A 25784-nucleotide genomic window follows, 5' to 3' on the forward strand; every position below is an offset into this window, starting at 1 on the left:
CACCTCTTATTTTATAAGATTCGGTAATTGTTCCTTTAACTTGCGAATGGCATTGCCACGGTGAGAAATAGAGCCTTTTTCCTCTGGTGAAAGCTCAGCCATCATACGATTTAAGCTTGGTACGAAAAAGATTGGATCATAGCCAAATCCATTCGTTCCACGTTTTTCATGTGCAATAACCCCTTCACATGTGCCGAATACCGTTGTCGTTACAAAATCAGGTCCTGCAATTGCAATGCAGCAGCAAAAACGGGCAGTACGTTTGTCATCTTCGACACCATGTAAATTAGCTAACAATTTTACCATGTTTGCTTCGTCGTCATGATCGCCAGCATAGCGGGCAGAATACACGCCTGGCTCACCATTTAATGCATCCACTGCTAAGCCACTATCATCTGCAATCACAATTGTGCCAAGTTCCTTCGCCAACGCTTCTGCTTTTAAGATTGCATTTTCTTCAAATGTTGTACCAGTTTCTTCTATTTCCATTTCTGGTGCTACTTCAAACATTGTCACTACTTCATAACCTAGTGGACCAAATAATGCTTCAAAATCTTTTGCTTTTCCTTTATTTTTTGTGGCGATGACTACTTGTTTCATAATTATTGATTCCCTCCGACTTTGTTGGCCAGTTCACCAAGCGTTGTTTTTTGAAGATTTACTAATTGCTGAATGCCTTTTTCACCCAATGCTAACAATTCATTCAGTTCTTCACGAGAAAAGGTAGCTTCCTCACCTGTACCCTGTATTTCAACAAATCGCCCTGTGCCTGTCATCACAATATTCATATCAACAGCAGCAGCCACATCTTCTACATAATTTAAATCAAGAATGGCACCTTGTTCTTCTACAATGCCAACACTTGTTGCCGCTAAAAAGTCTGTTACTGGGAACTTCTCAAATGGCTTTTCTTCAGCAAACTTAGCAATTGCCTGTGTCATTGCAACAAATGCTCCTGTAATAGATGCTGTACGAGTGCCACCATCAGCTTGAATAACATCACAGTCAATCCATACAGTGCGTTCTCCAAGGGCTTCTAAATCGACAACAGCACGTAATGCACGCCCAATTAAGCGTTGAATTTCCATCGTACGGCCATTGACTTTTCCTCGTGAGGATTCACGTGGTGTACGTTGAGCGGTTGCACGAGGAAGCATTGAGTACTCGGCTGTGATCCATCCTTTCCCTTGGCCACGTAAAAAGCCAGGTACTTTGTCTTCAATTGTTGCTGTGCAAATTACTTTTGTATTACCTACTTGAATTAATACGGAGCCTTCTGGGTGTAATAGATACTCTGTATCCATTTTTACAGGTCGTAGCCCGTCTTCATTTCTTCCATCAAATCTTGTCATATCATTCGTTCCTCCTAAAAACTTTCGCGCCCTCATCTTATCACAATTTGTGCCATCAAAAAAGTACTCGGACGTTTATGTACATAGCTAAAAAAACGGCAAAAATCAGCCTAGCCTGTTGCTAAGCTGATTTTTTATTTTAATGTCATACGTTTTATGTCAAGAGTACCTTGCTCCAGCCAATTCTCAGCGATTGAACGGAAAATTGGAACAGAACCAGATGCAAAAAATTTATGGGCAGGCACCGCATCAGCATTTGCTAAAGTGCCGTTATACGCTAACATTTCTTGAACATCTTTTGCTGTTTCCTCCGCAGAAGATAACACATTCACATCTCCTCCGACAACAGCTTCAATTTGTTTTTGTAAAATAGGGTAATGTGTACACCCTAAAATAACCGTATCAAATTGTCGATTTTTCAACGGCTTTAAGCCTTCAGCTATTAACTTATTTGCAAAGTCACCTTTGTATTCGCCACTTTCTACAAGTGGTACGAATGTTGGACATGCTAGTGGGATAATATGTGTTGACGTATTAAGTGATAATAAGGCTTCTTCATACGCCCCACTTTTAATTGTTCCTTCTGTTGCAAGCACAACGACTTCATGTCGCTTCGTCTTTTTTACAGCTGCACGTGCGCCAGCATTAATAACGCCTAGTACCGGAAAAGGCATATTTCTTTGTAAACTTTCGAGTGCTACTGCAGTCGCTGTATTACAAGCAATAACGAGCATCTTAATATTCATTTTTTCGAGTGCTTTTGCCATTTGCCAAGTGAAATTCCGTACTTCCTGACGACTTCTTGGACCATACGGACATCTTGCTGTATCGCCAATATAATAGATCGTTTCGTTTGGCAATCGCTTCATGATTTCTTTTGCTACGGTTAAACCGCCTACTCCTGAGTCAATAACGCCTATCGGGGCATTCATACTTTCCGCCTCAATCCTGTTTCATGTGTACATGTAGTTTTTCTAAATAGCTTGATAATTGCGCGACTTCTTGTTCATTAAAACCAACAAGCATCTCCTGCAAGTATTGCTGCCTTTTTTCAATAACTTCTTGAATAATACGTTCGCCCTTTTCGAGAAGATGAACGACAACAACACGGCGATCATTTTCATCACGCACACGCTTGACTAATTCATTTTTCTCCATTCGATCCACTAAATCTGTTGTTGTGCTAAAGGCTAAATATAAACGGTTTGATAATTCGCCAATTGTAATATCACCAAGCTCTTCTAACCACTGTAATGCAACAAATTGTGGCGGCGTTATCGCATAGTCGGAAACAATTTCTCTTCCCTTTTGCTTCACGATGGCCGCTATATAGCGTAATTCCTTTTCAACCGTTGCAACGGTTTCAGGTGAGTGCTTTGTTACTTCATCCGACATATAACTATTTCACTCCTAAAAATACGTTGAATAGTTCTATTTTGTCGTTTTTTTCACGAAATAGCAAGTGTCCATTAGTCTAATTTAAATTCTTCCAAGCGTAACAGCTCAATTAACGCCTGAGATCGATTCGTTACACCTAGCTTTTGAATTGTATTGGAAATGTGATTCCGCACTGTTTTTTCACTAATACCAAGCTGCTCTGCAATATCTCTCGTTGTTTTTTCAGCTAATAAAAGCGCAAATATTTCACGTTCTCGGTTTGTTAAAAGAGAACGATGATGAGAGCCATTCATTCAGTTACACCCTCCTCCCCCGCACGTATTGTAACTTATGTTAAGGGGCTGGAAGCGGTGACGGCTATTTGCATGATTATTCCATGTTTCCTTAAAAATTTCGAAAATTACATCGATACATTCATAAATTTTATGTAAAATGCAATTCCTACTTTTTCAATAAACTTTCATATAATTACACTATAAACTAATGAGGAAGAATCGCCAATTGAATGAATTTCGTCCTATCTTCCTCAGAAATCGGCACACTCTTGCCTGTTCGAGGATCCATTTGCACAATTGTTCCACGACCAGTGAAGCAAATTTCATTCTTTTGATTTTTAGCAAGATAATGAATGTCCAGTGATGAATTTCCAACTTTCGCGATCTTTGTGTAAATTCGGAGAACATCATCAAAGAAGACCTGCTTCACATAATCACATTGTAAATCGGCCACTATCGGTATAGCCTCCACATCCTCATTAACTGCTGAAGGCATTAAAATACCTAAATGATGGAAATAATCAATTCTTGCTTGCTCAAAATATGTAAAGCTAACGGTATTGTTCATATGACCAAACATGTCTGTCTCTGAAAAACGTACACGTACCTCACTATAAAAGGAAAAATCCTTTTCCCACTCTTGAAAATCTTCAATATAGTTTGCTTTCATGTTACACCATCCCCTGTTATGTATTTGCCTGTTTTAATTATAATGACGGCAAATGAAATGAATACATATTCATTATAAAAGAAAATACTATATTATCATAGAAAAAACCGCAATTTACGCCTTTTATCACAAATATTCCTTCTGTTTATATCATATGCAACTTCAAATAAAAAAACTCCCTCACACAAAGTGTAAGAGAGTTTGGGCATTTAGCTTGTCCGTATATTAATCTACGTAGTGATCAGAACCGAAGAAGTTACGGAACATTTGCACTGTAGTTGCACGGTTTAGTGAAGCGATAGATGTTGTTAAAGGAATACCTTTTGGACATGCAGCTACACAGTTTTGAGAGTTACCACAGTTCGCAAGGCCACCATCACCCATAATAGCATTTAAACGTTCATCTTTAACCATTGCACCAGTTGGGTGAGTGTTGAAAAGACGTACTTGTGATAATGGAGCTGGTCCGATGAATGAAGCTTTTTCAGACACGTTTGGACATGCTTCCATACATACACCACAAGTCATACATTTAGATAATTCATAAGCCCATTGACGTTTACCTTCTGGCATACGTGGACCTTCACCTAAATCATAAGTACCATCAATTGGTACCCAAGCTTTCACTTTTTTAAGTGCATTGAACATACGTTCACGGTCAACTTGTAGGTCACGAATAACAGGGAATGTCTTCATTGGCTCAAGCTTAATTGGCTCAGTCAATTGATCAACAAGTGTTGAACATGATTGACGTGGACGGCCATTGATGACCATTGAACATGCACCACAAACTTCTTCTAAACAGTTCATATCCCATGATACTGGCGATGTATTTACACCATCCTCAGTAACAGGATTTTTTTGAATTTCCATTAAAATTGAGATTACGTTCATACCATGACGGTAAGGCACTTGGAATTTTTGCCAGTAGCTATTGCCGCCTTGTGTATCTTGACGTAAGATTTCCACTTTGACCATTCTTCCAGTATTAGCTGCGATTTGCATAACTTTTAGTCTCCTTTCGCAGAGTAGTCGCGTTTACGTGGTGGGATTAAAGAAACGTCGACTTCTTGGTACGTGATGATTGGATTACCAGTAGTTGGGTCAAACTTCGCCATTGTTGTTTTTAAGAACTGCTCGTCATCACGGTTAGGGAAATCAGGTTTATAGTGTGCACCACGAGATTCATTACGTAATAGTGCACCTTTTGTCATTACTTTTGCAAGCACTAACATATTTTTAAGTTGACGCGTAAAGTGCGCGCCTTGATTACTCCATTTTTGCGTATCGTTAATGTTGATGTTATTCCAACGCTCAGTAAGCTCATCAAGTTTTTTCAATGTATCTTCAAGCTGATCATTGTAACGTACTACAGTCATTGTAGCAGTCATCATTTCACCAAGCTCTTTATGCAGTAAGTAAGCGTTTTCTGTGCCTTCCATTTTCATGATAGCATCCCATTTCGCTTGCTCCTCTTTGACACGAGCATCGTAAATCTCTTGTGGAAGATCTTCTGCATGCTTTTTAAGGTGTTTTACATAATCTACTGCGTTTGGTCCTGCAACCATACCACCGTAGATAGCAGATAATAATGAGTTCGCACCAAGACGGTTTGCACCATGTTGAGAGTAATCACATTCACCTGCTGCAAATAGACCAGGAATTTCAGTCATTTGGTTGTAATCAACCCATAATCCACCCATTGAATAGTGAACTGCTGGGAAAATTTTCATTGGTAATTTACGTGGATCATCCCCTACGAATTTTTCGTAGATTTCGATGATACCACCAAGTTTAACGTCCAATTCATGTGGATCTTTATGAGAAAGATCTAGGTATACCATGTTCTCGCCATTAATACCAAGTTTTTGGTTTACACAGACATCAAAAATTTCACGTGTTGCAATATCACGTGGTACTAAGTTACCATAAGCTGGGTATTTTTCTTCTAAGAAGTACCAAGGTTTACCGTCTTTATAAGTCCAAATACGACCACCTTCACCACGAGCTGATTCTGACATTAGACGGTTTTTGTCATCTCCAGGAATCGCTGTTGGGTGAATTTGAATGAATTCACCATTCGCATATGAAGCACCTTGTTGATAAACGATAGAAGCAGCAGAACCTGTGTTAATAACAGAGTTTGTTGTTTTACCGAAGATAATACCAGGGCCACCAGTCGCCATAATAACAGCGTCTGCACGGAATGATTTAATTTCTTCTGTACGCATATCTTGCGCTACGATACCACGGCAAACGCCGTCATCATCGATGATAACACCAAGGAATTCCCAGTGTTCATATTTATTTACTAAACCAGCTACTTCATGAGAACGAACTTGCTCATCTAGCGCATATAGTAATTGTTGACCAGTTGTTGCACCAGAGAAAGCTGTACGGTGCATTAAAGTACCACCAAAACGACGGAAATCTAAAAGTCCTTCTGGTGTACGGTTGAACATAACACCCATACGGTCCATTAAGTGGATAATGCCAGGTGCTGCGTCACACATACCTTTTACTGGTGGTTGGTTCGCTAAGAAGTCCCCACCATATACTGTATCATCAAAGTGAATCCATGGAGAATCCCCTTCACCTTTTGTATTTACCGCACCATTAATTCCGCCTTGCGCACAAACAGAGTGTGAGCGTTTTACAGGAACTAATGAGAATAAATCAACTTCAGTACCAACTTCAGCTGCTTTAATCGTTGCCATCAGACCGGCAAGACCACCGCCGACAACAATTATTTTGCTTTTCGCCATGATTATTTCTCACTCCTCTTAAAAAATTGCAATGATTGCTGTTACTCTATCGTAGCTTCTATTGAATTATACGAAAGCTAAAATAGCAGCCACACCAACTACACTTAGAATTACGAAAATAATGTTTGTTACGTAAGTAGCAATCTTTTGAGACTGAGGAGATTGTGTAATACCCCAGCTTACTAGGAATGCCCATAAACCGTTAGATAAGTGGAAAGTTGCTGATATAATACCAACAATGTAGAATCCAAGCATGAATGGATTAGCAACGATATTCGCCATCATGTCGTAATCAACGTGTGTGCCAAGTGCTTTTTGAATACGAGTTTGGAAAATATGCCATGCAATGAAAATCACTAGGAATACACCAGTGAAACGTTGTAAAGAGAACATCCAGTTACGGTATGTGCTGAAACGTCCTGTGTTTGGTGTAGCAGTGAATGCAATGTAGACACCATAGAATGCGTGGAACATTAATGGAATATAGATGACAATCCATTCAACTAGGATAAGGAATGGAATCTTTTCCATTACTGCGGTAGCATCGTTGTAACTTTCTGCCCCGCCTGTTGCTGTAAAGTTAATGAACAGGTGCATCGTTAAAAACAGACCTACTGGAATGATACCAAGTAGAGAATGTAAGCGACGCCATAAAAACTCTCGATCTTTCGACAAGACTGTTACCCCCCTTAGTACTTAAAATAGCACAACAAAAGAAGTCATCATTTTGTAAATGATACTTCATTGACTGTGTATTTCATCATGGTACAATATTATGACATGTTTATTGTACTCTCAAGAGCTACGAGCGTCAAGGCAACTCGGAGTTTTTCATAGAGCTTATTAAAGAACTAATCTAGTACATGATGCGTTGTTTTTTCTCGAAAAATCTATCATTACTTTATTACTGTTGAATTTTAAGAAAATTCTAAGAAAGAAGGATAACAATGTTAAACACTCCATCTCCTACAATTTCATCATTTGGTTATGAGCTCATTCGCGATCATATTCTATCTTCTATCCTTGGTAAACATGAGAATGATGTCCTTTATTGGGCAGGTAAAGAGCTTGCTCGCAAGTTCCCATGCAAAAGTCAAGACGAACTTATCGCATTTTTCGCAGATGCCTGCTGGGGTACACTAGAGCTCATGAAGGAATCAAAGGATGGTCGCATTTTCCAATTGACAAATGACCCTGAAATATTGCAAATCAAACAACGAAGCTTTAGACTGGAAGCAGGATTTATAGCAGAGCAAATTCAATTAGCTAAAGGCTACCTTACAGAATGCTATGATGAAAAGCGAGAAAAGCAGCACTATGTCATGTTTACAGTCAAATGGGATGTCAAGGAACGTATTATGAATACCATCCCTACTGAATGATGAAAAGGATTGTCTCCCTATTCAACGGGATGACAATCCTTCTTTTTTCTTCCTTTAATTTCGGACTATTACATAAAATACTGTTTCTTCTATTATTATATATAAAGTGCTTGCTCTAAATTGAATTCATCATGCAAGGCATTTGCTGCACGAATCATATCATCCTGTGGTACAACAACAGACACTTTTATTTCAGACGTACTAACCATTTTTATAGGAATATCTTCACGACGTAATCGATCAAACATGCGAGCAGCCACACCTGGATTAGAGGCCATACCTGAGCCAATGATAGAAACCTTCGCCAACCCTATTTCAAAGTCAGCAAAACTAAAGCCAAGTGACAATTTACTATCTTCTAGAACACGCAATGTTTCCGCAAATTCTTCTTTTAAAATGGAAAAAGACACAGTTGGTTTTAAGCCATCAATGATTGCCTGTACAATAATATCTACATTAATGCGGTTTTCTGCAAGGATTGTAAACATATCTGCCAATGCACCATCGGCATACGCATCATACCCCACTGTTAAACGGATAATATCTGACTCAAAGGCTACACCACGGACGACTAAATTTTTCTCCATTTCCACTTCCTCCTTCAATAAAGTACCTACTGACTCTACTAAGCTAGAGCGTATAATAACGGGCATTTGAAATTTTTTTGCTAACTCCACTGCACGAGGATGAATAACATGTGATCCTAAATTAGATAACTCCAGCATTTCATCATAGGAGATTTCCTGCAGCTTTTGAGCTTTGCTGACATAGCGTGGATCTGCTGTATAAACACCGTCAACATTTGTGTACATATCAGTTCGCTCTGCTTCCAATGCTACCGCGAGTGCTATAGCTGTTGTTTCAGCTCCGCCTTTGCCAAGTGTAGTAATATTTTGTTCCTCATCAATACCCTGTTCTCCAGCAATCACTACAATTTGTCCCTGTACAAGATGTTCTTCAATACGACTGTCATCGATATAGTCAATACGTGCATGACGATACTTACAATCTGTATGTATACCTGCTTGCCATCCAGTTAAGGACACTGCCTCATAGCCCGCTTCCTGTAATGCGATGGCAAATAAAGCGCTGGATAATTGAGAGCCCGTAGACACGACTGCAGCTAATTCTCGTTTGGGCACTTCGTCCGTTAGTTGATGTACCATCGTTTGCACATCTTTCATTGTGTGTCCCATTGCTGCAACGACCACGACTACATCGAAGCCTCTGTCCTTTTCAGCAATCGCCTTCCTTGCTGCCTCTTGGATTTGTTCAGTAGAAGCTAGTGCAGCCCCTCCAAACTTCATCACTATTTTAGCCATTTCTTGCGTTCTCCTTTCCAGTCATATATTTCACCTGCTTCTAGAAAACTAAAAGGCAGCCTCCACATAACGTGAAAGCTGCCTATAACATGTACAATGATCGTAACTTGTGCATGTGTGATAGCTCTCCGAAACTTTTAGAATCGACAATCTTACATTTCTTAAATGTAAAACCAGTACAACAAAGGAAACAACAATGCTATACTTCGGCAAGCTCCCCTTTCACACACGATCTCTGGACTTGTTCATCCTCCATTGTGTTACTCTTGAATCTTGCACCTCTATCATCACCATAAAGTGAATGTATTCAATTGGTTTAACGCTGGCGTCAACATGCTAGCCACACCAGTTCGCTATTCATCACATTGACGAACAATGTTATTTACAACCTTAGCACATGTCTATTCCTTTGACAATGACTCTTGCTGAAAATAGCTATAAATTTGGCTCGCTAAATTAGCAGGTATTCCTGCCTCCTGCAAAGTTAGCTCGCTCGCCTCTCGAATTTTCTTAACTGAACCAAAATGTTTGAGCAACTGCTGCTTGCGTTTTGGCCCCACACCTTCAATATGGTCTAACACCGATTGAATGGCATGCTTCTCATGCTGTTGGCGCAAGAAGGTAATAGCAAAGCGGTGAACTTCGTCCTGAATTCGTTGTAATAAATAAAAGCCATCACTAGTACGCTTTAAGGCAATTACTTCTGGTGGATCACCAAACAATAGCTGCGACGTATTATGCTTATCATCTTTTGCTAAACCTGCAATCGGTATAACAAGTCCAAGCTCATCTTCTAGTACTTCACGGGCGACTTCCATTTGCCCCTTGCCACCATCAATTAAGACCAAATCTGGCAATGGCAAGCCTTCCTTTAAGACACGCGAATATCGCCGACGTATAACCTCTTGCATCGCACCGTAATCATCATGCTTTGCAGCCGTACGCGTTTTGTATTTACGATATTCCTTTTTCGCAGGCTTTCCATCAATGAAGACAACCATAGCCGATACAGCATCCGTGCCATGCATATGACTATTGTCAAATGCCTCAATTCGTAATGGCGTTGAAATACCTATTGCTTCACCAAGTGCCTCACAAGCACCAATTGTCCGTTCTTCCTGCCGTTCAATTAGCTGGAATTTAGCTGCCACAGCAATCTCAGCATTTTTAGTTGCTAATTCAACCAATTCCCTCTTTTGACCTCTTTTTGGTGTAAGAACTTTAAGCTCTAATAACTCCGTTAAGATGGCTGCATCAATTGCTTGTGGAATAAAAATTTCTTTCGGCTTAATATGCTCTGGTTTTTCATAAAAGCGGCCAACAAATGTTAAAAACTCTTCCTCAGCATCTTGATAAATTGGGAAAACCGAGACATCACGCTCAATCAGCTTTCCTTGGCGAACAAAGAAAACTTGCACACACATCCAGCCTTTTTCGACGGCATAGCCAAATACATCGCGGTTCGTTGTATCACTTGATACTATTTTTTGTTTCTGCATGACCGTATCAATATGTGCAATCTGATCGCGAAACTCCTTCGCTCGCTCAAATTCTAAGTTTTCAGCAGCTGCAAGCATTTTAACTTCAAGCTCTTTTTTGACTGCCTCGACACCACCATTTAGAAACTTCGTCATATCCTCAATCATCTCTTGATAAACCTGACCATTAATTTCTTTTACACAAGGTGCTAAACATTGCCCCATATGATAATACAAGCAAACTTTGGAAGGCAATTGGACACATTTGCGCAATGGATACAATCGATCCAATAGCTTTTTCGTTTCACTTGCCGCATAAGCATTGGGGTAAGGACCAAAATATTTAGCCTTATCCTTTTTTACCTTACGTGTCGTAATAAGACGTGGATGTTTTTCATTCGTAATTTTTAAATATGGATATGTCTTATCATCTGTTAGCATGACATTGTATTTTGGATCATGTAATTTAATGAGATTCAGCTCTAAAATAAGTGCTTCAATATTAGATGATGTCACGATATACTCAAAATCTTCTATTTCACCGACAAGCCTTTGTGTTTTGCCTTCATGTGTTCCCGTAAAATAAGAACGTACACGGTTTTTCAGTATTTTCGCTTTGCCCACATAAATGATTGTCCCTTGACGATCCTTCATCAAATAGCAGCCAGGCTGATCCGGTAAAATATCTAGTTTACGCTTGATTAAATCGTTCATTACCTACCTGCCCCCCTACGTAAAAATTCCCCTCAATTGAATATGATAGATATTACCTTTATTATATAACGAAAAAAAGCCGAACACATCTATTGATGGCCCGGCTTTTGTGAACTTCATTAATTACGCATGTTTTGCGATAAATGCTTCTAAAGCTTCTTTCGGTTGGAAGCCTACAGTTTTGTCAACTAATTCTCCATCTTTAAATAATAGTAAAGATGGAATTGACATAATTTGATACTGAGCTGCAGTACCTTGGTTATTGTCTACATCAACTTTTACAATTTTAGCCGCACTTCCTGCAGCGTCCATTTCTTCAAGAACTGGCCCAATCATTTTACAAGGTCCGCACCAAGCAGCCCAAAAGTCTACAAGTACTAACCCTTCTTTAATATCGTCCTGGAACGTAGCATCTGTTGCATGTACAATTGCCATTTGAAATCCTCCTTAAACTTACTATGATTGTAGTATAGCATGGATAAATTCACTTGAGCGAACAATCTGCCTGCAATGTATTTTTTATGAAAAACTGTGTCGAAAAAAACTATAAAGACCATTAATTGGCTTGATAACGACCTTTCCATACATAGGTGAATGTTATAAAAAGATAAATGCCTAACGTAATGCTTGTCACGATAATAGATGTTGTAAAAATAATCCCAATTAAAATCGCACTTAACGCCATAATGGCAATCCATGTTGTATACGGGAACCATTTTACTTCATAGGCACTTGTATGTTCTGCTTGTTTTTTACGGGATTTCAAATGGGCAATCGCAATAATTAACCAAATAAATAACACGGTATAGCCAAGTGATCCCATTAGAAAATCAAAAGTCTTGCTGCCAACATATAAAGATAGAATAACTCCTAAATACATCGCTAATGTACACATTAAAATAGCATATACTGGCACTTTTCTTTTAGATAAGTGGGCAAATATTTTAGGAACCCGTCCGTCTACAGCTTGTGTATATAGTACACGGGATGAGCCATAAAGCCCTGAATTCATGGAAGAAATAATGGCAAGTATCACAACAGCATTCATAATGTGATCTGCGCCTGGAATGCCAATCATTTTGAACACCATTACAAAAGGACTTTCAGGAACTCCGTTTACTTCATTCCATGGAATCAAGCTTACGATAATAAAGAAAGGCAGTAAATAGAATGTAACAATACGTACTAATGTACTACGAACCGCTTTTGGCACTACTTTCTCAGGATTTTTCGTTTCTGCTAATGTAATCCCAATGATTTCTGTACCACCATAAGAATAAATAACAACTAACATAGCAGCAATTAATCCCATAGATCCGTTAGGGAAAAAACCACCGTGCTCAGTTAAGTTAGAAAAACCAACGGCGCTATGGTTTCCAAACGTAGCAAGTAATAAAATAAGTCCTGCTATAATAAAGACAATAATAACGGTAATTTTGATCAATGCTAGCCAGTATTCTGTTTCCGCAAATATTTTCACCGATAATAAATTAATGGCTGTCACTAACACAGAAACAGACAGGGCAAGTATCCAAATTGGATATTCTGGCAACCAATATTGAATAAAAATAGCGGCGACGACAGATTCTGCTGCAATATTTAAAACCCACATTTTCCAATAGATCCAATCTAGGAAATAAGCAGGGTATTTTCCCAACACTGATTGAACTAAATCTCTGAACGTTCTTGCTTCTTTATTTCGAACAGCCATTTCTGCTAGACCTTGCATGACAAATAATAAAATAATGCCCCCTATTAAATAGGCAATCAGCACTGAAGGTCCTGCCATATCAATGGCTGCACTACTTCCTTTAAATAGACCTGCTCCGATGGCTCCACCTAACGCCATCATGGTGATATGACGCGAGGTCATAGTTCTTGTTAATTGTTGCTTGTTTTTTTCCACTTTCTTACCTCCTAAAAATCAAAAAAGCATATCATCTACTCCTTCATCATCAAATGAAAGAAGAGACGATATGCTATCAGCAAACCGCGGTACCACTCTAATTGGTTCTTGAGAACCCAGCTTAAAAACCTTGTAACGAAGGTTAATCGTCAAACAAATAGAATAATCCGACAATTCTATTTATGTTACCACTCCTAGGCAAGTTCAAAGTCTTATTGGTCTGCGTTGCACCATCCCGCAGCTCTCTTCACCGAATAATGAGCTTTTACTACTCCTAATCTTTGCGTTTCTAATCATTATTATTGTATCAATCACTATACTGGCTAACGTTAATTATGTCAATATTTTATTTTGCGATAATTTTCAAATAGTACTTCATCACAAAAAAAGCAGGAAGGATTAGCCCTTCCCGCTTGTGCATTACGCGTTTACTTTTAACGCTTTAAATTCTTCTATTAGAAGTGGGATCACATCGAATAAATCTCCAACGATACCATAATCCGCTACTTTGAAAATATTAGCTTCTGGATCTTTATTAATTGCAACAATTACTTTTGAATTTGACATTCCTGCTAAATGTTGAATCGCTCCCGAAATACCAGCCGCAATATAAAGATCTGGTGTGACTACCTTACCAGTTTGACCGATTTGTAGTGAATAGTCACAGTACTCAGCGTCACATGCACCACGTGATGCTCCAACTGCACCGCCTAGTAAATCTGCTAGCGCTTTTAATGGTTCGAAACCTTCTTCAGATTTCACCCCACGACCACCAGCAACGACTACTTTCGCTTCTGATAAATCAACACCTTCTGAAGATTTGCGAACAACCTCTTTAATAATTGTGCGAAGGTTTGTAATATCAACAGTGATTGCAGACACATCGCCAGTTTTACCCTCTGCTTTTTCTAAAGGTGTAATGTTATTTGGACGAATAGAAGCTAAAACAACGCCTTCTTTCACTTTCACTTTTTCAAAAGCTTTACCAGAGTAAATTGGTCGGATGAAGACAACATCATCGCCTGCACCCTCAATAGCAGTAACATCAGATACTAGGCCTGCTTGTAATTTACTTGCGATTTTTGGCGATAAATCTTTTCCATTTGCTGTATGTCCAAAGACAATGCCAGCAGGTTTTTCTTGCTCGATAACAGCTAATAGTGCTTGACTATAGCCATCAGATGTATATTGTTTTAAATGTGGGTGTTCCACTGTTACTACGCGGTCAGCACCATATTCAAATAATGGTCCTGTTAAACTTGCTACAGCATCTCCTAAAAGTACCCCAACAACTTCGCCACCATCAGCGATTTGTTTTGCAGCTGCAATTGCTTCGAAAGAAACATTACGTAAGCTTCCTTCACGAACTTCACTTAATACTAATACTTTTTTTGACATAGCATATTCCCTCCGTTACCCTTTAAGATTCGATTAACATCAAATAATTAAACAACTTTTGCTTCTGTGTGAAGTAGATTTACTAGCTCTTTTACTTGTACAGAAAGGTCGCCCTCTAGAATGCGGCCTGCTGCTTTTTGAGCTGGCAAGAAGATGTCTACTGTTTCAATCTTCACTTCTACATCATCTTCATCGATATCTAAATCATCTAACTCAAGCTCTGCAAGCGGTTTCTTTTTCGCTTTCATAATACCTGGTAGAGATGGGTAACGTGGCTCATTTAAACCTTGCTGAGCTGTTACTAGTAATGGTAAAGAAGTTTCAATTACCTCTGAATCTCCTTCGATATCGCGAACAATTTTCGCAGATGTTCCATCAATTTCAAGCTTTGTAATCGTTGTTACATAATTTATATCTAATAAGTCTGCAACACGTGGACCTACTTGACCTGAACCACCATCGATCGCAACATTTCCTGTTAAAATTAAATCCGCCTCTTTATCTTTTAAGTATTCCGCTAATAGATAAGCTGCTGCATTTTGGTCTAACTCATCTAAATCGTCTTCCGTATTAATTAGCACTGCTTCGTCTGCTCCCATGGCAAGTGCTGTACGTAATTGCTTCTCTGCATCCTCGCCACCAATTGTCACTACTGTTACTTTACCACCAGCAGCATCGCGAACTTGGATTGCTTCTTCAATGGCATATTCATCATAAGGGTTAATAATGAATTCTGCGCCGTCCTCTTGGATTTTACCACCCGACACTACGATTTTTTCTTCTGTATCAAACGTACGTTTAATTAATGCAAAAATATTCATATATCCATACCTCCTGGAACGTTTTATAATTCTAAGTAAACTTATAAATATTATATATTTTCAGTTTCGATAACGCCGATAACATCTTAAAACTGTTATCGACATTTGGGAAATTATTTGCCAGTAAACACAGGCTCACGCTTTTCAATGAATGCTTGAATTCCTTCTTTGGCATCTTCTGATACGAATACTGTCCCAAAGGATGTTGCCTCTGCTTCAATGCCCTCATAAAATGATGCATGCTTTGCATATTGCAATGTTTGAATAGCTGCTTTTAAAGCAATTGGGCTTTTCTTTGCAATATTTTTCGCAATTTTCAGCGTTTCATCTAGCAGTGCTTCGTCTGAGAATGTACGATTCGCTAAGCCCCACTGCACGGCTTCTGCACCAGTAATTGGCTCACTTGTAAACATCATTTCAGCAGCCTTTGCTACACCTACATAACGTGGTAAGCGCTGTGTACCGCCAAAGCCAGGTATAAGACCTAATTGTAGTTCAGGTAAACCTAGTTTTGCCGATTCAGTGACAAATCGCATATGACAGCTCATGGCTAATTCAAGCCCACCGCCTAATGCCGCACCATGAATGGCTGCAATAACAGGCTTCGAAAATGATTCAACGCGCTCAAATACTTGCTGCCCGTTGCTAGCTAGCTTCGTAAATTCTTCTCCAGATTCTACCCCAGTAAATTCTTTAATATCTGCCCCTGCAGAGAAGAAACGGCCTTCGCCATGAAGTACAAGGACTCTTACTGCATCATCGTGTTCAACAGCATTTAAGACAGCGTTAACTTCTGCAATAATACCGCGAGATAATGCATTTGCTGGTGGACGTGCAATTGTAATAATCGCTACCCCATCTTCTACTTTCCAACTTAGAAATTCCATTTCTCCACATCCTTTTAAGCTTTAATGCCGTTCAGGATTAATGCCTGAACCTTTGGAACTTGTTCCATCAAATCATATCGATAGTCATTCATAACCCACGACGTAATCGTTTCATCAATTGTTCCAAAAACCATTTGTCGTGCCAAGCGTACATCCATCGTCTGATTAAACTCCCCTGAAAGCATACCTTCGACTAAAATTTGATCGAGTAAATGTAAATACTCACGTAGTACACCATTAATTTTTAATCGTAAGTCTTTGTTTGACTGGCGAAGCTCTAATTGTGTGACGGTTGCTAGGTATCGATCTGTCGCAAGAACATTAAAATGATTGGCAATCATTCGTGAAAGTTTGTCACGAGACGTACTTCCATTTTCTATTATATCTTGTAATGACTCTACAAAAACAGCCATTTTTTCATTAAAGACAGAAATTAATATATCTTCTTTATTTTTAAAATATAAATAGATTGTTCCATCGGCCACCCCTGCCTGTTTGGCGATTTTCGATACTTGCGCTTGGTGATACCCATTTTCCGCAATAACGATGACAGCTGCATCAATAATTTGCTTATATTTCGGCTTATCTCGTTTCACTTTTATATCACCACCTAAAAAACATGCGCACGTCTACAATATCAATATGACGTGTGAACCTAAAAAAATATGAAAATATGAATGGTCATTCATTCATATTTTCATATTATATTTTACAGCATTACTTGTCAATACTTTCACACGTATTTATTTCGCTTCTTTATTCGCCAATTTTGTTTTTTCTTCGTCTACCAAAGAGCGGCGTAAAATTTTTCCTACGGCTGTTTTTGGTAGTTCCTCTCTAAATTCATAATAACGAGGAACTTTAAATGCCGCTAGATGCTGACGGCAATATTTATTTAATTCGTCCTCCGAGATCGAATATCCTTCTTTTAAAACAATATAAGCTTTTACCGTTTCTCCACGATACGGGTCAGGTATGCCTGCAACAACACACTCTTGAATTTCTTCGCGTTCGTATAACACTTCTTCCACTTCACGAGGATAAATATTAAAGCCACCCGCTATGATCAAATCTTTTTTACGATCCACTACATAGAAGAAACCTTGCTCATCCATATAACCAAGATCACCTGTTAAAAACCAGCCATCGACAAATGTCGCTGCTGTATCCTCAGGTCGGTTCCAGTAGCCCTTCATCACTTGTGGACCTTTGACAGCGATTTCACCCACTTCGCCAACTGGAAGCTCTTCCGTATCCCCTGTACGTAAAATAATAGCTTCTGTATTAGGCCAAGGTAAACCGATTGAACCAATCACTCGCTTACCCCAAATTGGCGTAGCATGTGTTACAGGTGATGTTTCTGTTAATCCGTAGCCCTCTACGAGCTTCCCACCAGTAACCGCTTCAAATTTCTCCTGAACTTCAATTGGCAATGAAGCAGAGCCACTTAAGCACGCCTTAATAGATGATAAATTATAATTCGCAATGTCTGGATGATTTAGAAGACCAATGTATAAGGTTGGTGCACCGGGGAAAAGTGTTGGTTTTTGTTTATCAATCGTTTTTAATGCCGTTTCAGCATCAAATTTCGGTAAGAGCACCATCTTATTTTGAGTGAATACTGATAATAGCATAACCGTTGTCATACCATAGACGTGGAAGAATGGAAGAATGCCCATAATGGTCTCTTCACCATGCACACATTTATACATCCAGGCATCACACATTGTCGTATTGGCAATTAAATTTTTATGGGTTAACATAACCCCTTTTGGGAACCCCGTTGTTCCACCAGTATATTGTAAGAGTGCTAGGTCTTCTTCAAAATCAAATGAGATATGATCAATTACCTTAATCGGTGCAGAGCGCATGATTTCTGAAAATAAATGATTTTGCCCGCTATGTTCAACCTTGACACTAAAGCCATACTGCTTTTTTTGAATAAATGGATAGACTAAATTTTTTGGGAATGGTAAATAATCTTTAATGGCTGTCACGATAACATTTTCAAGTGCTGTCTCTTTCATAATTTTCATCACTCTTGGATATAAAATATCCATGACAAGAATAACCTTCGCACCTGAATCAGCCATTTGGTATTGAAGCTCACGTTCAGTATAAAGTGGATTTGTTTGTACGACAACAGCACCTGCATACATAGCGCCGTAGTAAGCGATTACACTTTGTGGCGAGTTAGGTAGCATAATGGCTACTCGATCTCCCTTTTCCACACCTAATGCTTGTAAATAGTTTGCGAACCTTAAAGCTGACTCATATAGCTCGGTGTACGTCAAATCCTTCCCCATAAAATGAATCGCAACTTTGGATGGATTCTTTTTATAGGCGCGTGTCAAAAACTCTTGCACTGGAATTTCCTCAAACGTTAAAGACGGTGGTACTTCTTCAGGATAATTTGCTAGCCATGGTTTTGCTGTCATACGTCCTCTCCCCTTTGTCCCAAACTTTGTCAATTCTTATATTTATTATAATGAAAAAGAAATGCAGTTTCAAACAGAAAATAGAAAATAAATGCATTTTCGATTAATTATTATGCAATTCACAACATTAATATGACAGATGTTTAGTCTGTTTTATTTGCATACACCTTATGAATCCTCATTCATTCTCAAATCTTTCAAATAGAAAATTATGAGGATATTCCTATACTATAAAAATAATTATTTATTCAGGTTATGGAGGAAAATGAATAGCTGTTAGCAGAAATTGAAGTAAATACAAAAAACGCACCCTCATAAGAGAATGCGTTTTTTACTTAAACAGTCATCATATAGTAGACGCCCACTGCCAAAAATGCAATACAGACAATGATTAGTACTTTTGCTAATTTTTCCATGTCATGACACTCCTATGCAATACTTGCCCCAATTACAAACGATAGACCGACTGAAATGGTAAAGGAAATGAAACCAACTGAGCGATTATCATTGGCAATCTCTTGATCTACATTAAAACGAGGTGTCATAAATTCAAATAAGAAATACGCTACAATCAATAGTGTAAAGCCAAAAAGACCCCAGCCAATCATTTCACTTAATGTGCTATGGCGTGCAATGGAAAAACGAAAGATGTTGCAAATCCCTAGTATTTTTCCACCTGTTGCAAGGGCCACAGCAACATTACCATTTTTAATTTCTTCCCAATTCTTATATTTCGTAACGACTTCGAACAATGCCATCGAGACGACTAAACATAATACAACAACACTAAAATATCCTGCCGTTTCGATAATTGGATATCGCCAAAAGCCAGAATTCAGCATTTTTCTCCGTCCCCTTTATAGCTTATTTCAATTCAACAACTGTGACGCCTAAGCCCCCCTCGCCGGCTTCACCAAAACGGAAGGATTTCACGCGCTTATGCTTCTTTAAATAGCTTTGAATACCTTGACGTAAAGCCCCTGTACCAACCCCATGAATAATAGACACACGCCCATAATTAGCGAGTAACGCATCATCAATATATTTCTCTGTTCTTAAAATCGCGTCCTCATAGCGTTCACCACGCAAATCTAATTCTAATTTTACATGGCTATTGCGATTTTTCACACCAGCTGTTCGTAATACCGTCTCTTTTTCAGGCTTAATATACTCTAAATCACTATCAGCGATTTTCATTTTTAAAATCCCCATTTGGACAACCCATTCGGTATTTGACACTTTTTCTAACAAAGTACCTCGTTGACCATAGCTTAACACCTTTACCTCGTCCCCGACAACTAAGTTTTGCGCACGTGCTTTTACTTGCGCTGCTTTTTTCAGTACTTTATTGTCTTCAAGTGGTGTTGCTTCTTCCAGACGTTTACGTGCTTCAATCAATTCGTGCTCCTTGACAACTTGATCAGCATTTTTGCGCATTTCTCGAAGCTCTGTAATAATCGCTTCCGCTTCTCTTTTCGCTTCATCAACAATTTTACGAGCTTTTTCCTTTGCTTTCTTATCAAGTGCCTCTTTACGCTCTTCATAGGCTTGTAATTTATCTTGAAGCTCTTTACGTAAAGTTTCCGATTCTACTAGCAATGCATGGGAACGTTCTGCATCATCTTCTGATTGGCGACGTGTTTCCTCCAATGAAGCAATCATCGATTCAACCTCATGTCGGTCTGTCCCTGTAAAGCCTTTCGCACGATCGATAATGGATTCAGGCAGTCCAAGACGACTGGATATTTCGAATGCATTAGAGCGCCCAGGTACACCAATAAGTAGACGGTAGGTTGGACTCAAAGTTTCAATATCAAACTCTACACTAGCATTGGCAACACCTGGTCGATTATAGCCATACGCTTTTAGCTCAGGATAATGAGTTGTAGCCATTACACGTGCACCGCGTCCATGTACTTCGTCTAAAATGGAGATAGCTAAGGCTGCTCCTTCCTGAGGATCAGTACCTGCTCCTAATTCATCGAAAAGAACAAGTGATTCATGATCAAATTTTTGTAGAATATCTACAATATTGACCATATGAGACGAGAACGTAGAAAGTGACTGCTCAATTGATTGCTCATCACCAATATCAGCAAACAATTGCTCAAATACAGCAAGTTCTGAGCCATCTAATGCTGGCACTGGTAATCCTGCCTGCGCCATTAATGTACACAGACCTACCGTTTTCAATGTTACCGTTTTACCACCTGTATTAGGACCCGTAATGACAATAGCTGTAATTTCTTTGCCCAATTCAATATCATTCGGAATAGCTATCTCTATTGGTAGAAGTGGATGACGTGCACGAACTAGTCGAATATAGCCATCCTTATTCATTTTAGGCATTGTACATTTATTGGCTTGTCCATATTTGCCTTTAGCTAAAATAACATCAATATCCCCTAAAACTTTCACTAAATTAAATAAATCTGATGCTACTTCTTGCACCATTGCACTTAATGCCAGTAAAATACGCTCAATTTCCGCCTGCTCCTTCATTTTTAAGCGATGAATTTCATTATTCGCTTGTACAACAGAGTCTGGCTCGATAAATAAGGTTTGACCAGAAGAGGATTGGTCATGGACAATCCCGCCATAATGGTGACGATATTCTTGTTTAACAGGAATAACAAAGCGATCATTACGAATTGTCACAAGTGTATCAGAAAGCATTTTCGCTGCATTACTTCCACGAATTAAACTTTCCAGCTTAGAACGGACTTTCCCTTCTTCAGCTCGTAAAGATTGGCGTATAGAACGCAACGTTTGACTAGCCGAGTCTAAAACAGCTCCATTGTCATCAATACAGTTGTTGATTTCATGTTGCAAACCTGTTAAAACAGGTATCGCTTCCTTTTTCGCGATGAAATGTGGAATTTCAATCACTTCATCAGCCTCTAAATCCTCAATGAAATTACGTAAAATTCTACTCGCTCGAATTGTGCTCGATATTTCCATTAATTCTATTGCTGCTAGCATGCCTCCTATTTGGGCACGTCTTGCAGATGGTCGTACATCAAATATTCCCCCCATTGGAACATTGCCTTTAACACGTAAAATGGATAATCCCTCATCCATCTCCTCTAATAATTGTACTACTTTATCAAAATCTGTTTGTGGTACAAGCTCCTCAATGGCAGATTTCCCAATAGAGCAAGTACAATATGAGGCCACTTGTTGCCGAACTTTATCGTATTCTAGTGTTTTCAATGCGCGTTCTGCTATCACTGAGAACACCTCCTCAACCTATTTATTTCGTCGTATGAACGCCTCAAATTGTTCAAGCGTCCATGTATTCACTATCATATCTTTCGGTAGCCATGCTCTATTGGCATAGCGAACACCGATATCCATAAAACGTAAATGCGCTATATCATGAGCATCTGTATTAATGGCTACAGGTACACCTGCAGCTAAAGCCATTTCTAAATGTTCCACACATAAATCTAAACGATACGGATTTGCATTTAACTCTAAAATTTTACCATATTCCTTCGCCCACGCAATCAGCTGTTTCATATCAGGATTATAGCCATCACGATCCTCAATAATTCGACCAGTTGGATGGGCAATCATATGAACATAAGGATTTTGCATGGCCGTTAGTAAACGTGCCATAATTTTATCTTGTGATTGTGTAAAGCTCGAATGAATAGAAGCGATAACAAAGTCTAACTCTTTTAACACTTGATCGTCGAAATCAAGGGAGCCGTCTGGCAAAATATCCATCTCTGTCCCTTTAAACAAATGGAAATCTGGATGTGTTGCATTAAATGCCTCAATTTCCACACGCTGTTTTTCTAAACGCTCCGGTGTTAAACCATTTGCTACTTTTAGAAATTGTGAATGATCTGTAATAACGCTATATTGATAGCCACGCGCTCGTAATGCCTCGCCCATTTCTGCAACAGAGTATGCACCATCAGACCAGGTCGTATGCATATGTAAATCTGCCTGAATATCCTCTAATCGCACTAACTGTTGAATCGTCTTTGTATTATCAAATTCCACAGTTCCTGTGCGTAAGCTTGGTGGAATCCAAGGTAGGTCAAAATGAGCGAAAAATGCCGCTTCATCTGAAAACGTTATAACGGTACCATCTTCCTGTTCAACGCCATATTCACTAATTTTTTCACCACGCGCTTTGGCAAGTTGGCGCATACGCACATTGTGGTCTTTTGACCCTGTAAAATGATGCAAGGCAGTTGCATATTCATTGTCCTTCACTAAACGGAAATCAACACCAACTGGCTCCTCTAAGTCTAAAATCACTGAAATTTTAGTATCTCCCGCTGCCACTACTTCTTGGATGGCTAATCCATTTAATAACTTTTCACGTACAGCCTCAACTGCTTGTGTCACCACAATAAAATCAATATCTTTACTTGTTTCTAGCGCCCGACGGAAGCTTCCAGCAACTGAAAAACGTTCCACTTCCTTCATACTACCTAGAAGCGCCTCTATTTGTAAAACCACAGGCTCAAGCTGCCAAATTGGTAAACGTTCTGAGCGATTCGCCAAATTAGCGAGTTCCTTTAAAATTTTTTCCTCTGTTTTTACAGCAAAGCCTGCTAATTCACGAACTTTCCCTGCTTCACAAGCTGCCTTTAAGCTTTCTGCTGAGTCAATGCCTAGCTCTTGGTGAAGCTTCGCAATCTTTTTACCTCCCAAGCCTGGCAATTTTAACAATGGCAATAATCCTTTAGGGACAATGTCTTCTAGTTCTTTTAACAAACTAGATTCACCTGTTACCATCAAATCCTCAATGACAGCAGCCGTTCCTTTACCAATCCCTTTAAGTTTTGTTACATCGTCCATTTCACTTAATGAACGCTCGTCCCCCTCCAGTGCTGCAGCTGCTTTCCGAAAAGCAGATACCTTGAATGGGTTTTCTCCTTGTAGTTCCATATATAAAGCAATTTTTTCGAGTGTGCGAATAATTGTTTTTTTATTCATTGGTAATTCCCCCTATCGTAAAAACACTTCTCTCAAAACAGAGAGAAGTGCACAGTTTACTATTGCATATAAATATACCACCAGTTTTGGAACATCTTCGTAATAATCGGTGTATGCTCCAACATAAGCCCACTTAACAATGACTTCGACATTAAATTTTGAATGACATCAATCGGCAATAAAGCGCACACGTATAGCAAAATAAACATAATTAAATAGTTTTCAATCATGCCAAGTAATGCGCCAAGCCAACGATTCACTGTATTGAGCACAGGTAAATACGCAATAAAATCAAATATCGATGCCACGATTTGCAATGTTATTTTAACAGCAAAGAAAATTACCGCAAAGGCAATCACACGATAGAAGGTGCGATCTAAATCGAGACTATCAATGACGACACCAAGGCTACCTGTATCAGTGACACCTGGATAAGGCACCCAAAATACAAATTTTTGTGCTAATGGCTTATAATAAATATACGCAACAATTAGGGCTACGACAAAGCTGACAATGTGCATCATTTGTACAATGAAACCTCGTTTTGCACCGACACCAATTCCAGCTAGCAGTACCACTAATATGATTAAATCTAACATTCTCTTCAACCCTTTAGTTTTTTCAATTCTTCTTCTAGTTGCTCCATTCGTTCTTTTAATAGTAAATAATCATGTACTGTATTTACTGCCGTCAGAACAGCAAGTTTTGTGCTATCAAGTGAGGGATTATGTACGCTCATCTCGCGCATCCGGTCATCAACAATCGAAGCAACAAGTCGCATATGGCCAATGGATTCTGAGCCGACCATTTTATATGTATGACCATATATTTCCACAGAAATTTTATTTTTTTCTTGTTTTTCCATAGTCGCACCCTCCTATAAATTCGATGCACACACGATCTTTTCAGCTTGTGAGCACCATCACACAAAAAAGCTATTTATTATCATACCATGAAAGGTATAAAATTGTGAACAATGAGGACAGAAAGGAACGATTAAATGTCAAATATTGTGCTTTCCATTTCAACAAATATTCAAAAAGAGGTGATGGCTTACTACGCAACCTATTTTATCGAGCGTAAGGCTCCTGGTGTCATCTTTGCTGCAAAGCTACCAGATACCGCCATTACTATGTATAAATCAGGAAAATTAATGTTTCAAGGAGGTGGTGCTGAACGCGAGGCGGCACGTTGGGGAACTATTGAAAAAACAACTAGCCAGACATCCTCATCTATCGGGGCAAAGGGTGATGTACTACCTGAAAATTTCGCAGCAATGTCTGTCTTAGGCTCAGATGAAACTGGCACAGGTGATTATTTCGGCCCTATCACAGTGGCTGCGGTATATGTACCTACCTCCAAAATCGAACTTATTAATGAGCTTGGCGTAAAAGATTCGAAAATGCTAACGGATGATTACATGCGAAAAATTGCACCGGATTTACGAGCAGCTTGTGTCCATAGTGTCCTCGTATTACACAACGAGAAATATAACAGCCTACAGGCAAAAGGCTATTCCCAAGGAAAAATGAAAGCCATGATGCACAACAAGGCTCTAAAAAATACGCTGACGAAAATGGCACCTGAAAAACCCGAATTCATTTTAATCGACCAGTTTGCCGAACGCGGTGTCTATTACAATTATTTAAAAAACGAACATGAACTTGTACAAGAAAATGTCTATTTTTCTACCAAAGCAGAGCAATTACATGTCGCTGTCGCTACAGCATCTATTTTAGCGCGTGCTGCATTTTTAAAGGAAATGGATCGATTGAGTGCAATCGCAGGGCTTACCTTAATGAAGGGGGCTTCTAGCAAGGTAGATATGCAAGCAGCTCGCATTTGGCGTAGCCATGGCGAGGAATTTCTACGCTCCATAACAAAATGGCATTTTGCCAACACCGAAAAAGCACGAAAGAAGATTTAAAAAGCATTCCATGTTCTTTTAAGTAGCAGGGGGAGTCTTATGGGTAGTTCCCATATCTAGGTTCTTTTGAAAAATAGTAATCTTGCTAGATT

The 25784-nt window shown here is 39.1% G+C and carries 25 protein-coding genes, 1 riboswitch and 1 other annotated feature; of the genes, 2 read left to right on the top strand and 23 right to left on the bottom strand.

Annotation, left to right across the window (positions count from 1 at the left end; genetic code table 11):
- Positions 1-6: 6 nt before the first annotated feature.
- The 9 genes from MHI22_RS09605 to MHI22_RS09645 form a co-directional block, all read right to left on the bottom strand.
- Complete coding sequence (locus MHI22_RS09605; protein ID WP_036128214.1) at positions 7-600, bottom strand: XTP/dITP diphosphatase; 594 nt, start codon at positions 598-600, stop codon at positions 7-9.
- 2 nt (positions 601-602) lie between these two features.
- Positions 603-1352, bottom strand: a complete 750-nt coding sequence (gene rph, locus MHI22_RS09610; protein WP_036128216.1) for a ribonuclease PH — start codon at positions 1350-1352, stop codon at positions 603-605.
- Between the two features lie 134 nt (positions 1353-1486).
- Positions 1487-2284 (bottom strand): glutamate racemase, encoded by a 798-nt coding sequence (gene racE, locus MHI22_RS09615; protein ID WP_036128218.1) that lies wholly within the window; start codon positions 2282-2284, stop codon positions 1487-1489.
- 10 nt (positions 2285-2294) lie between these two features.
- On the bottom strand, positions 2295-2747 hold the full coding sequence (locus MHI22_RS09620; RefSeq protein ID WP_016991542.1) for a MarR family winged helix-turn-helix transcriptional regulator: 453 nt from the start codon (positions 2745-2747) through the stop codon (positions 2295-2297).
- Positions 2748-2821: 74 nt separating this feature from the next.
- Entirely contained in the window at positions 2822-3043 is a 222-nt protein-coding gene (locus MHI22_RS09625; protein ID WP_004226437.1) for a helix-turn-helix domain-containing protein, read from the bottom strand.
- 187 nt (positions 3044-3230) lie between these two features.
- Complete coding sequence (locus MHI22_RS09630; RefSeq protein WP_036128221.1) at positions 3231-3695, bottom strand: acyl-CoA thioesterase; 465 nt, start codon at positions 3693-3695, stop codon at positions 3231-3233.
- Positions 3696-3920: 225 nt separating this feature from the next.
- Entirely contained in the window at positions 3921-4700 is a 780-nt protein-coding gene (gene sdhB, locus MHI22_RS09635; RefSeq protein ID WP_058844339.1) for a succinate dehydrogenase iron-sulfur subunit, read from the bottom strand.
- A 5-nt stretch (positions 4701-4705) separates the two neighbouring features.
- Positions 4706-6460, bottom strand: coding sequence for a succinate dehydrogenase flavoprotein subunit (gene sdhA, locus MHI22_RS09640; RefSeq protein ID WP_036128225.1), 1755 nt, complete (start codon positions 6458-6460; stop codon positions 4706-4708).
- Between the two features lie 66 nt (positions 6461-6526).
- Entirely contained in the window at positions 6527-7135 is a 609-nt protein-coding gene (locus tag MHI22_RS09645; RefSeq protein WP_036128227.1) for a succinate dehydrogenase cytochrome b558 subunit, read from the bottom strand.
- A gap of 272 nt (positions 7136-7407) precedes the next feature.
- On the opposite strand from MHI22_RS09645, the gene MHI22_RS09650 reads away from it, so the two are divergent.
- Positions 7408-7842, top strand: coding sequence for a YslB family protein (locus tag MHI22_RS09650; protein WP_036128229.1), 435 nt, complete (start codon positions 7408-7410; stop codon positions 7840-7842).
- 95 nt (positions 7843-7937) lie between these two features.
- Here MHI22_RS09650 and MHI22_RS09655 read toward each other — a convergent pair whose 3' ends face one another.
- The 14 genes from MHI22_RS09655 to zapA form a co-directional block, all read right to left on the bottom strand.
- A complete protein-coding gene (locus MHI22_RS09655; RefSeq protein ID WP_271910643.1) occupies positions 7938-9164 on the bottom strand; it encodes an aspartate kinase in 1227 nt (408 codons plus the stop codon).
- Positions 9165-9277: 113 nt separating this feature from the next.
- Positions 9278-9456, bottom strand: a riboswitch (Lysine riboswitch).
- Between the two features lie 109 nt (positions 9457-9565).
- Positions 9566-11356, bottom strand: coding sequence for an excinuclease ABC subunit UvrC (gene uvrC, locus MHI22_RS09660; RefSeq protein WP_340811830.1), 1791 nt, complete (start codon positions 11354-11356; stop codon positions 9566-9568).
- Between the two features lie 123 nt (positions 11357-11479).
- Positions 11480-11791: a thioredoxin gene (gene trxA / locus MHI22_RS09665; RefSeq protein ID WP_004226420.1), complete on the bottom strand. Its 312-nt coding sequence runs from the start codon at positions 11789-11791 to the stop codon at positions 11480-11482.
- A 121-nt stretch (positions 11792-11912) separates the two neighbouring features.
- A complete protein-coding gene (locus tag MHI22_RS09670; protein WP_445668850.1) occupies positions 11913-13229 on the bottom strand; it encodes an amino acid permease in 1317 nt (438 codons plus the stop codon).
- Positions 13230-13320: 91 nt separating this feature from the next.
- Positions 13321-13553, bottom strand: a binding site (T-box leader).
- Positions 13554-13682: 129 nt separating this feature from the next.
- Positions 13683-14660: an electron transfer flavoprotein subunit alpha/FixB family protein gene (locus MHI22_RS09675; protein ID WP_058844336.1), complete on the bottom strand. Its 978-nt coding sequence runs from the start codon at positions 14658-14660 to the stop codon at positions 13683-13685.
- 47 nt (positions 14661-14707) lie between these two features.
- The gene (locus MHI22_RS09680; protein WP_036128240.1) at positions 14708-15481 is read right to left on the bottom strand and encodes an electron transfer flavoprotein subunit beta/FixA family protein; all 774 of its coding nucleotides are present in this window, start codon (positions 15479-15481) and stop codon (positions 14708-14710) included.
- A gap of 113 nt (positions 15482-15594) precedes the next feature.
- Positions 15595-16368 (bottom strand): enoyl-CoA hydratase, encoded by a 774-nt coding sequence (locus MHI22_RS09685; RefSeq protein ID WP_340811834.1) that lies wholly within the window; start codon positions 16366-16368, stop codon positions 15595-15597.
- 14 nt (positions 16369-16382) lie between these two features.
- Complete coding sequence (locus MHI22_RS09690) at positions 16383-16964, bottom strand: TetR/AcrR family transcriptional regulator (protein ID WP_036128243.1); 582 nt, start codon at positions 16962-16964, stop codon at positions 16383-16385.
- A 147-nt stretch (positions 16965-17111) separates the two neighbouring features.
- Entirely contained in the window at positions 17112-18806 is a 1695-nt protein-coding gene (locus MHI22_RS09695) for an AMP-binding protein (protein ID WP_036128244.1), read from the bottom strand.
- A gap of 428 nt (positions 18807-19234) precedes the next feature.
- Entirely contained in the window at positions 19235-19648 is a 414-nt protein-coding gene (locus tag MHI22_RS09700) for a DUF350 domain-containing protein (protein ID WP_036128246.1), read from the bottom strand.
- 22 nt (positions 19649-19670) lie between these two features.
- A complete protein-coding gene (locus tag MHI22_RS09705) occupies positions 19671-22037 on the bottom strand; it encodes an endonuclease MutS2 (protein ID WP_340811836.1) in 2367 nt (788 codons plus the stop codon).
- 18 nt (positions 22038-22055) lie between these two features.
- Positions 22056-23765: a DNA polymerase/3'-5' exonuclease PolX gene (polX, locus tag MHI22_RS09710; RefSeq protein WP_058844334.1), complete on the bottom strand. Its 1710-nt coding sequence runs from the start codon at positions 23763-23765 to the stop codon at positions 22056-22058.
- Between the two features lie 59 nt (positions 23766-23824).
- The gene (locus MHI22_RS09715) at positions 23825-24364 is read right to left on the bottom strand and encodes a CvpA family protein (RefSeq protein ID WP_036128251.1); all 540 of its coding nucleotides are present in this window, start codon (positions 24362-24364) and stop codon (positions 23825-23827) included.
- Between the two features lie 5 nt (positions 24365-24369).
- Entirely contained in the window at positions 24370-24630 is a 261-nt protein-coding gene (gene zapA / locus MHI22_RS09720) for a cell division protein ZapA (RefSeq protein ID WP_036128254.1), read from the bottom strand.
- Positions 24631-24765: 135 nt separating this feature from the next.
- Here zapA and rnhC point away from each other — a divergent pair, with 135 nt between their 5' ends.
- Positions 24766-25692 carry a ribonuclease HIII gene (gene rnhC, locus MHI22_RS09725; protein WP_036128256.1) on the top strand — a complete coding sequence of 309 codons (927 nt, stop codon included), beginning with the start codon at positions 24766-24768 and terminating at the stop codon, positions 25690-25692.
- Positions 25693-25784 lie beyond the last annotated feature (92 nt).

It is taken from the genome of Lysinibacillus sp. FSL L8-0312 (assembly GCF_038003285.1).
Lineage (GTDB): Bacteria > Bacillota > Bacilli > Bacillales_A > Planococcaceae > Lysinibacillus > Lysinibacillus fusiformis_D.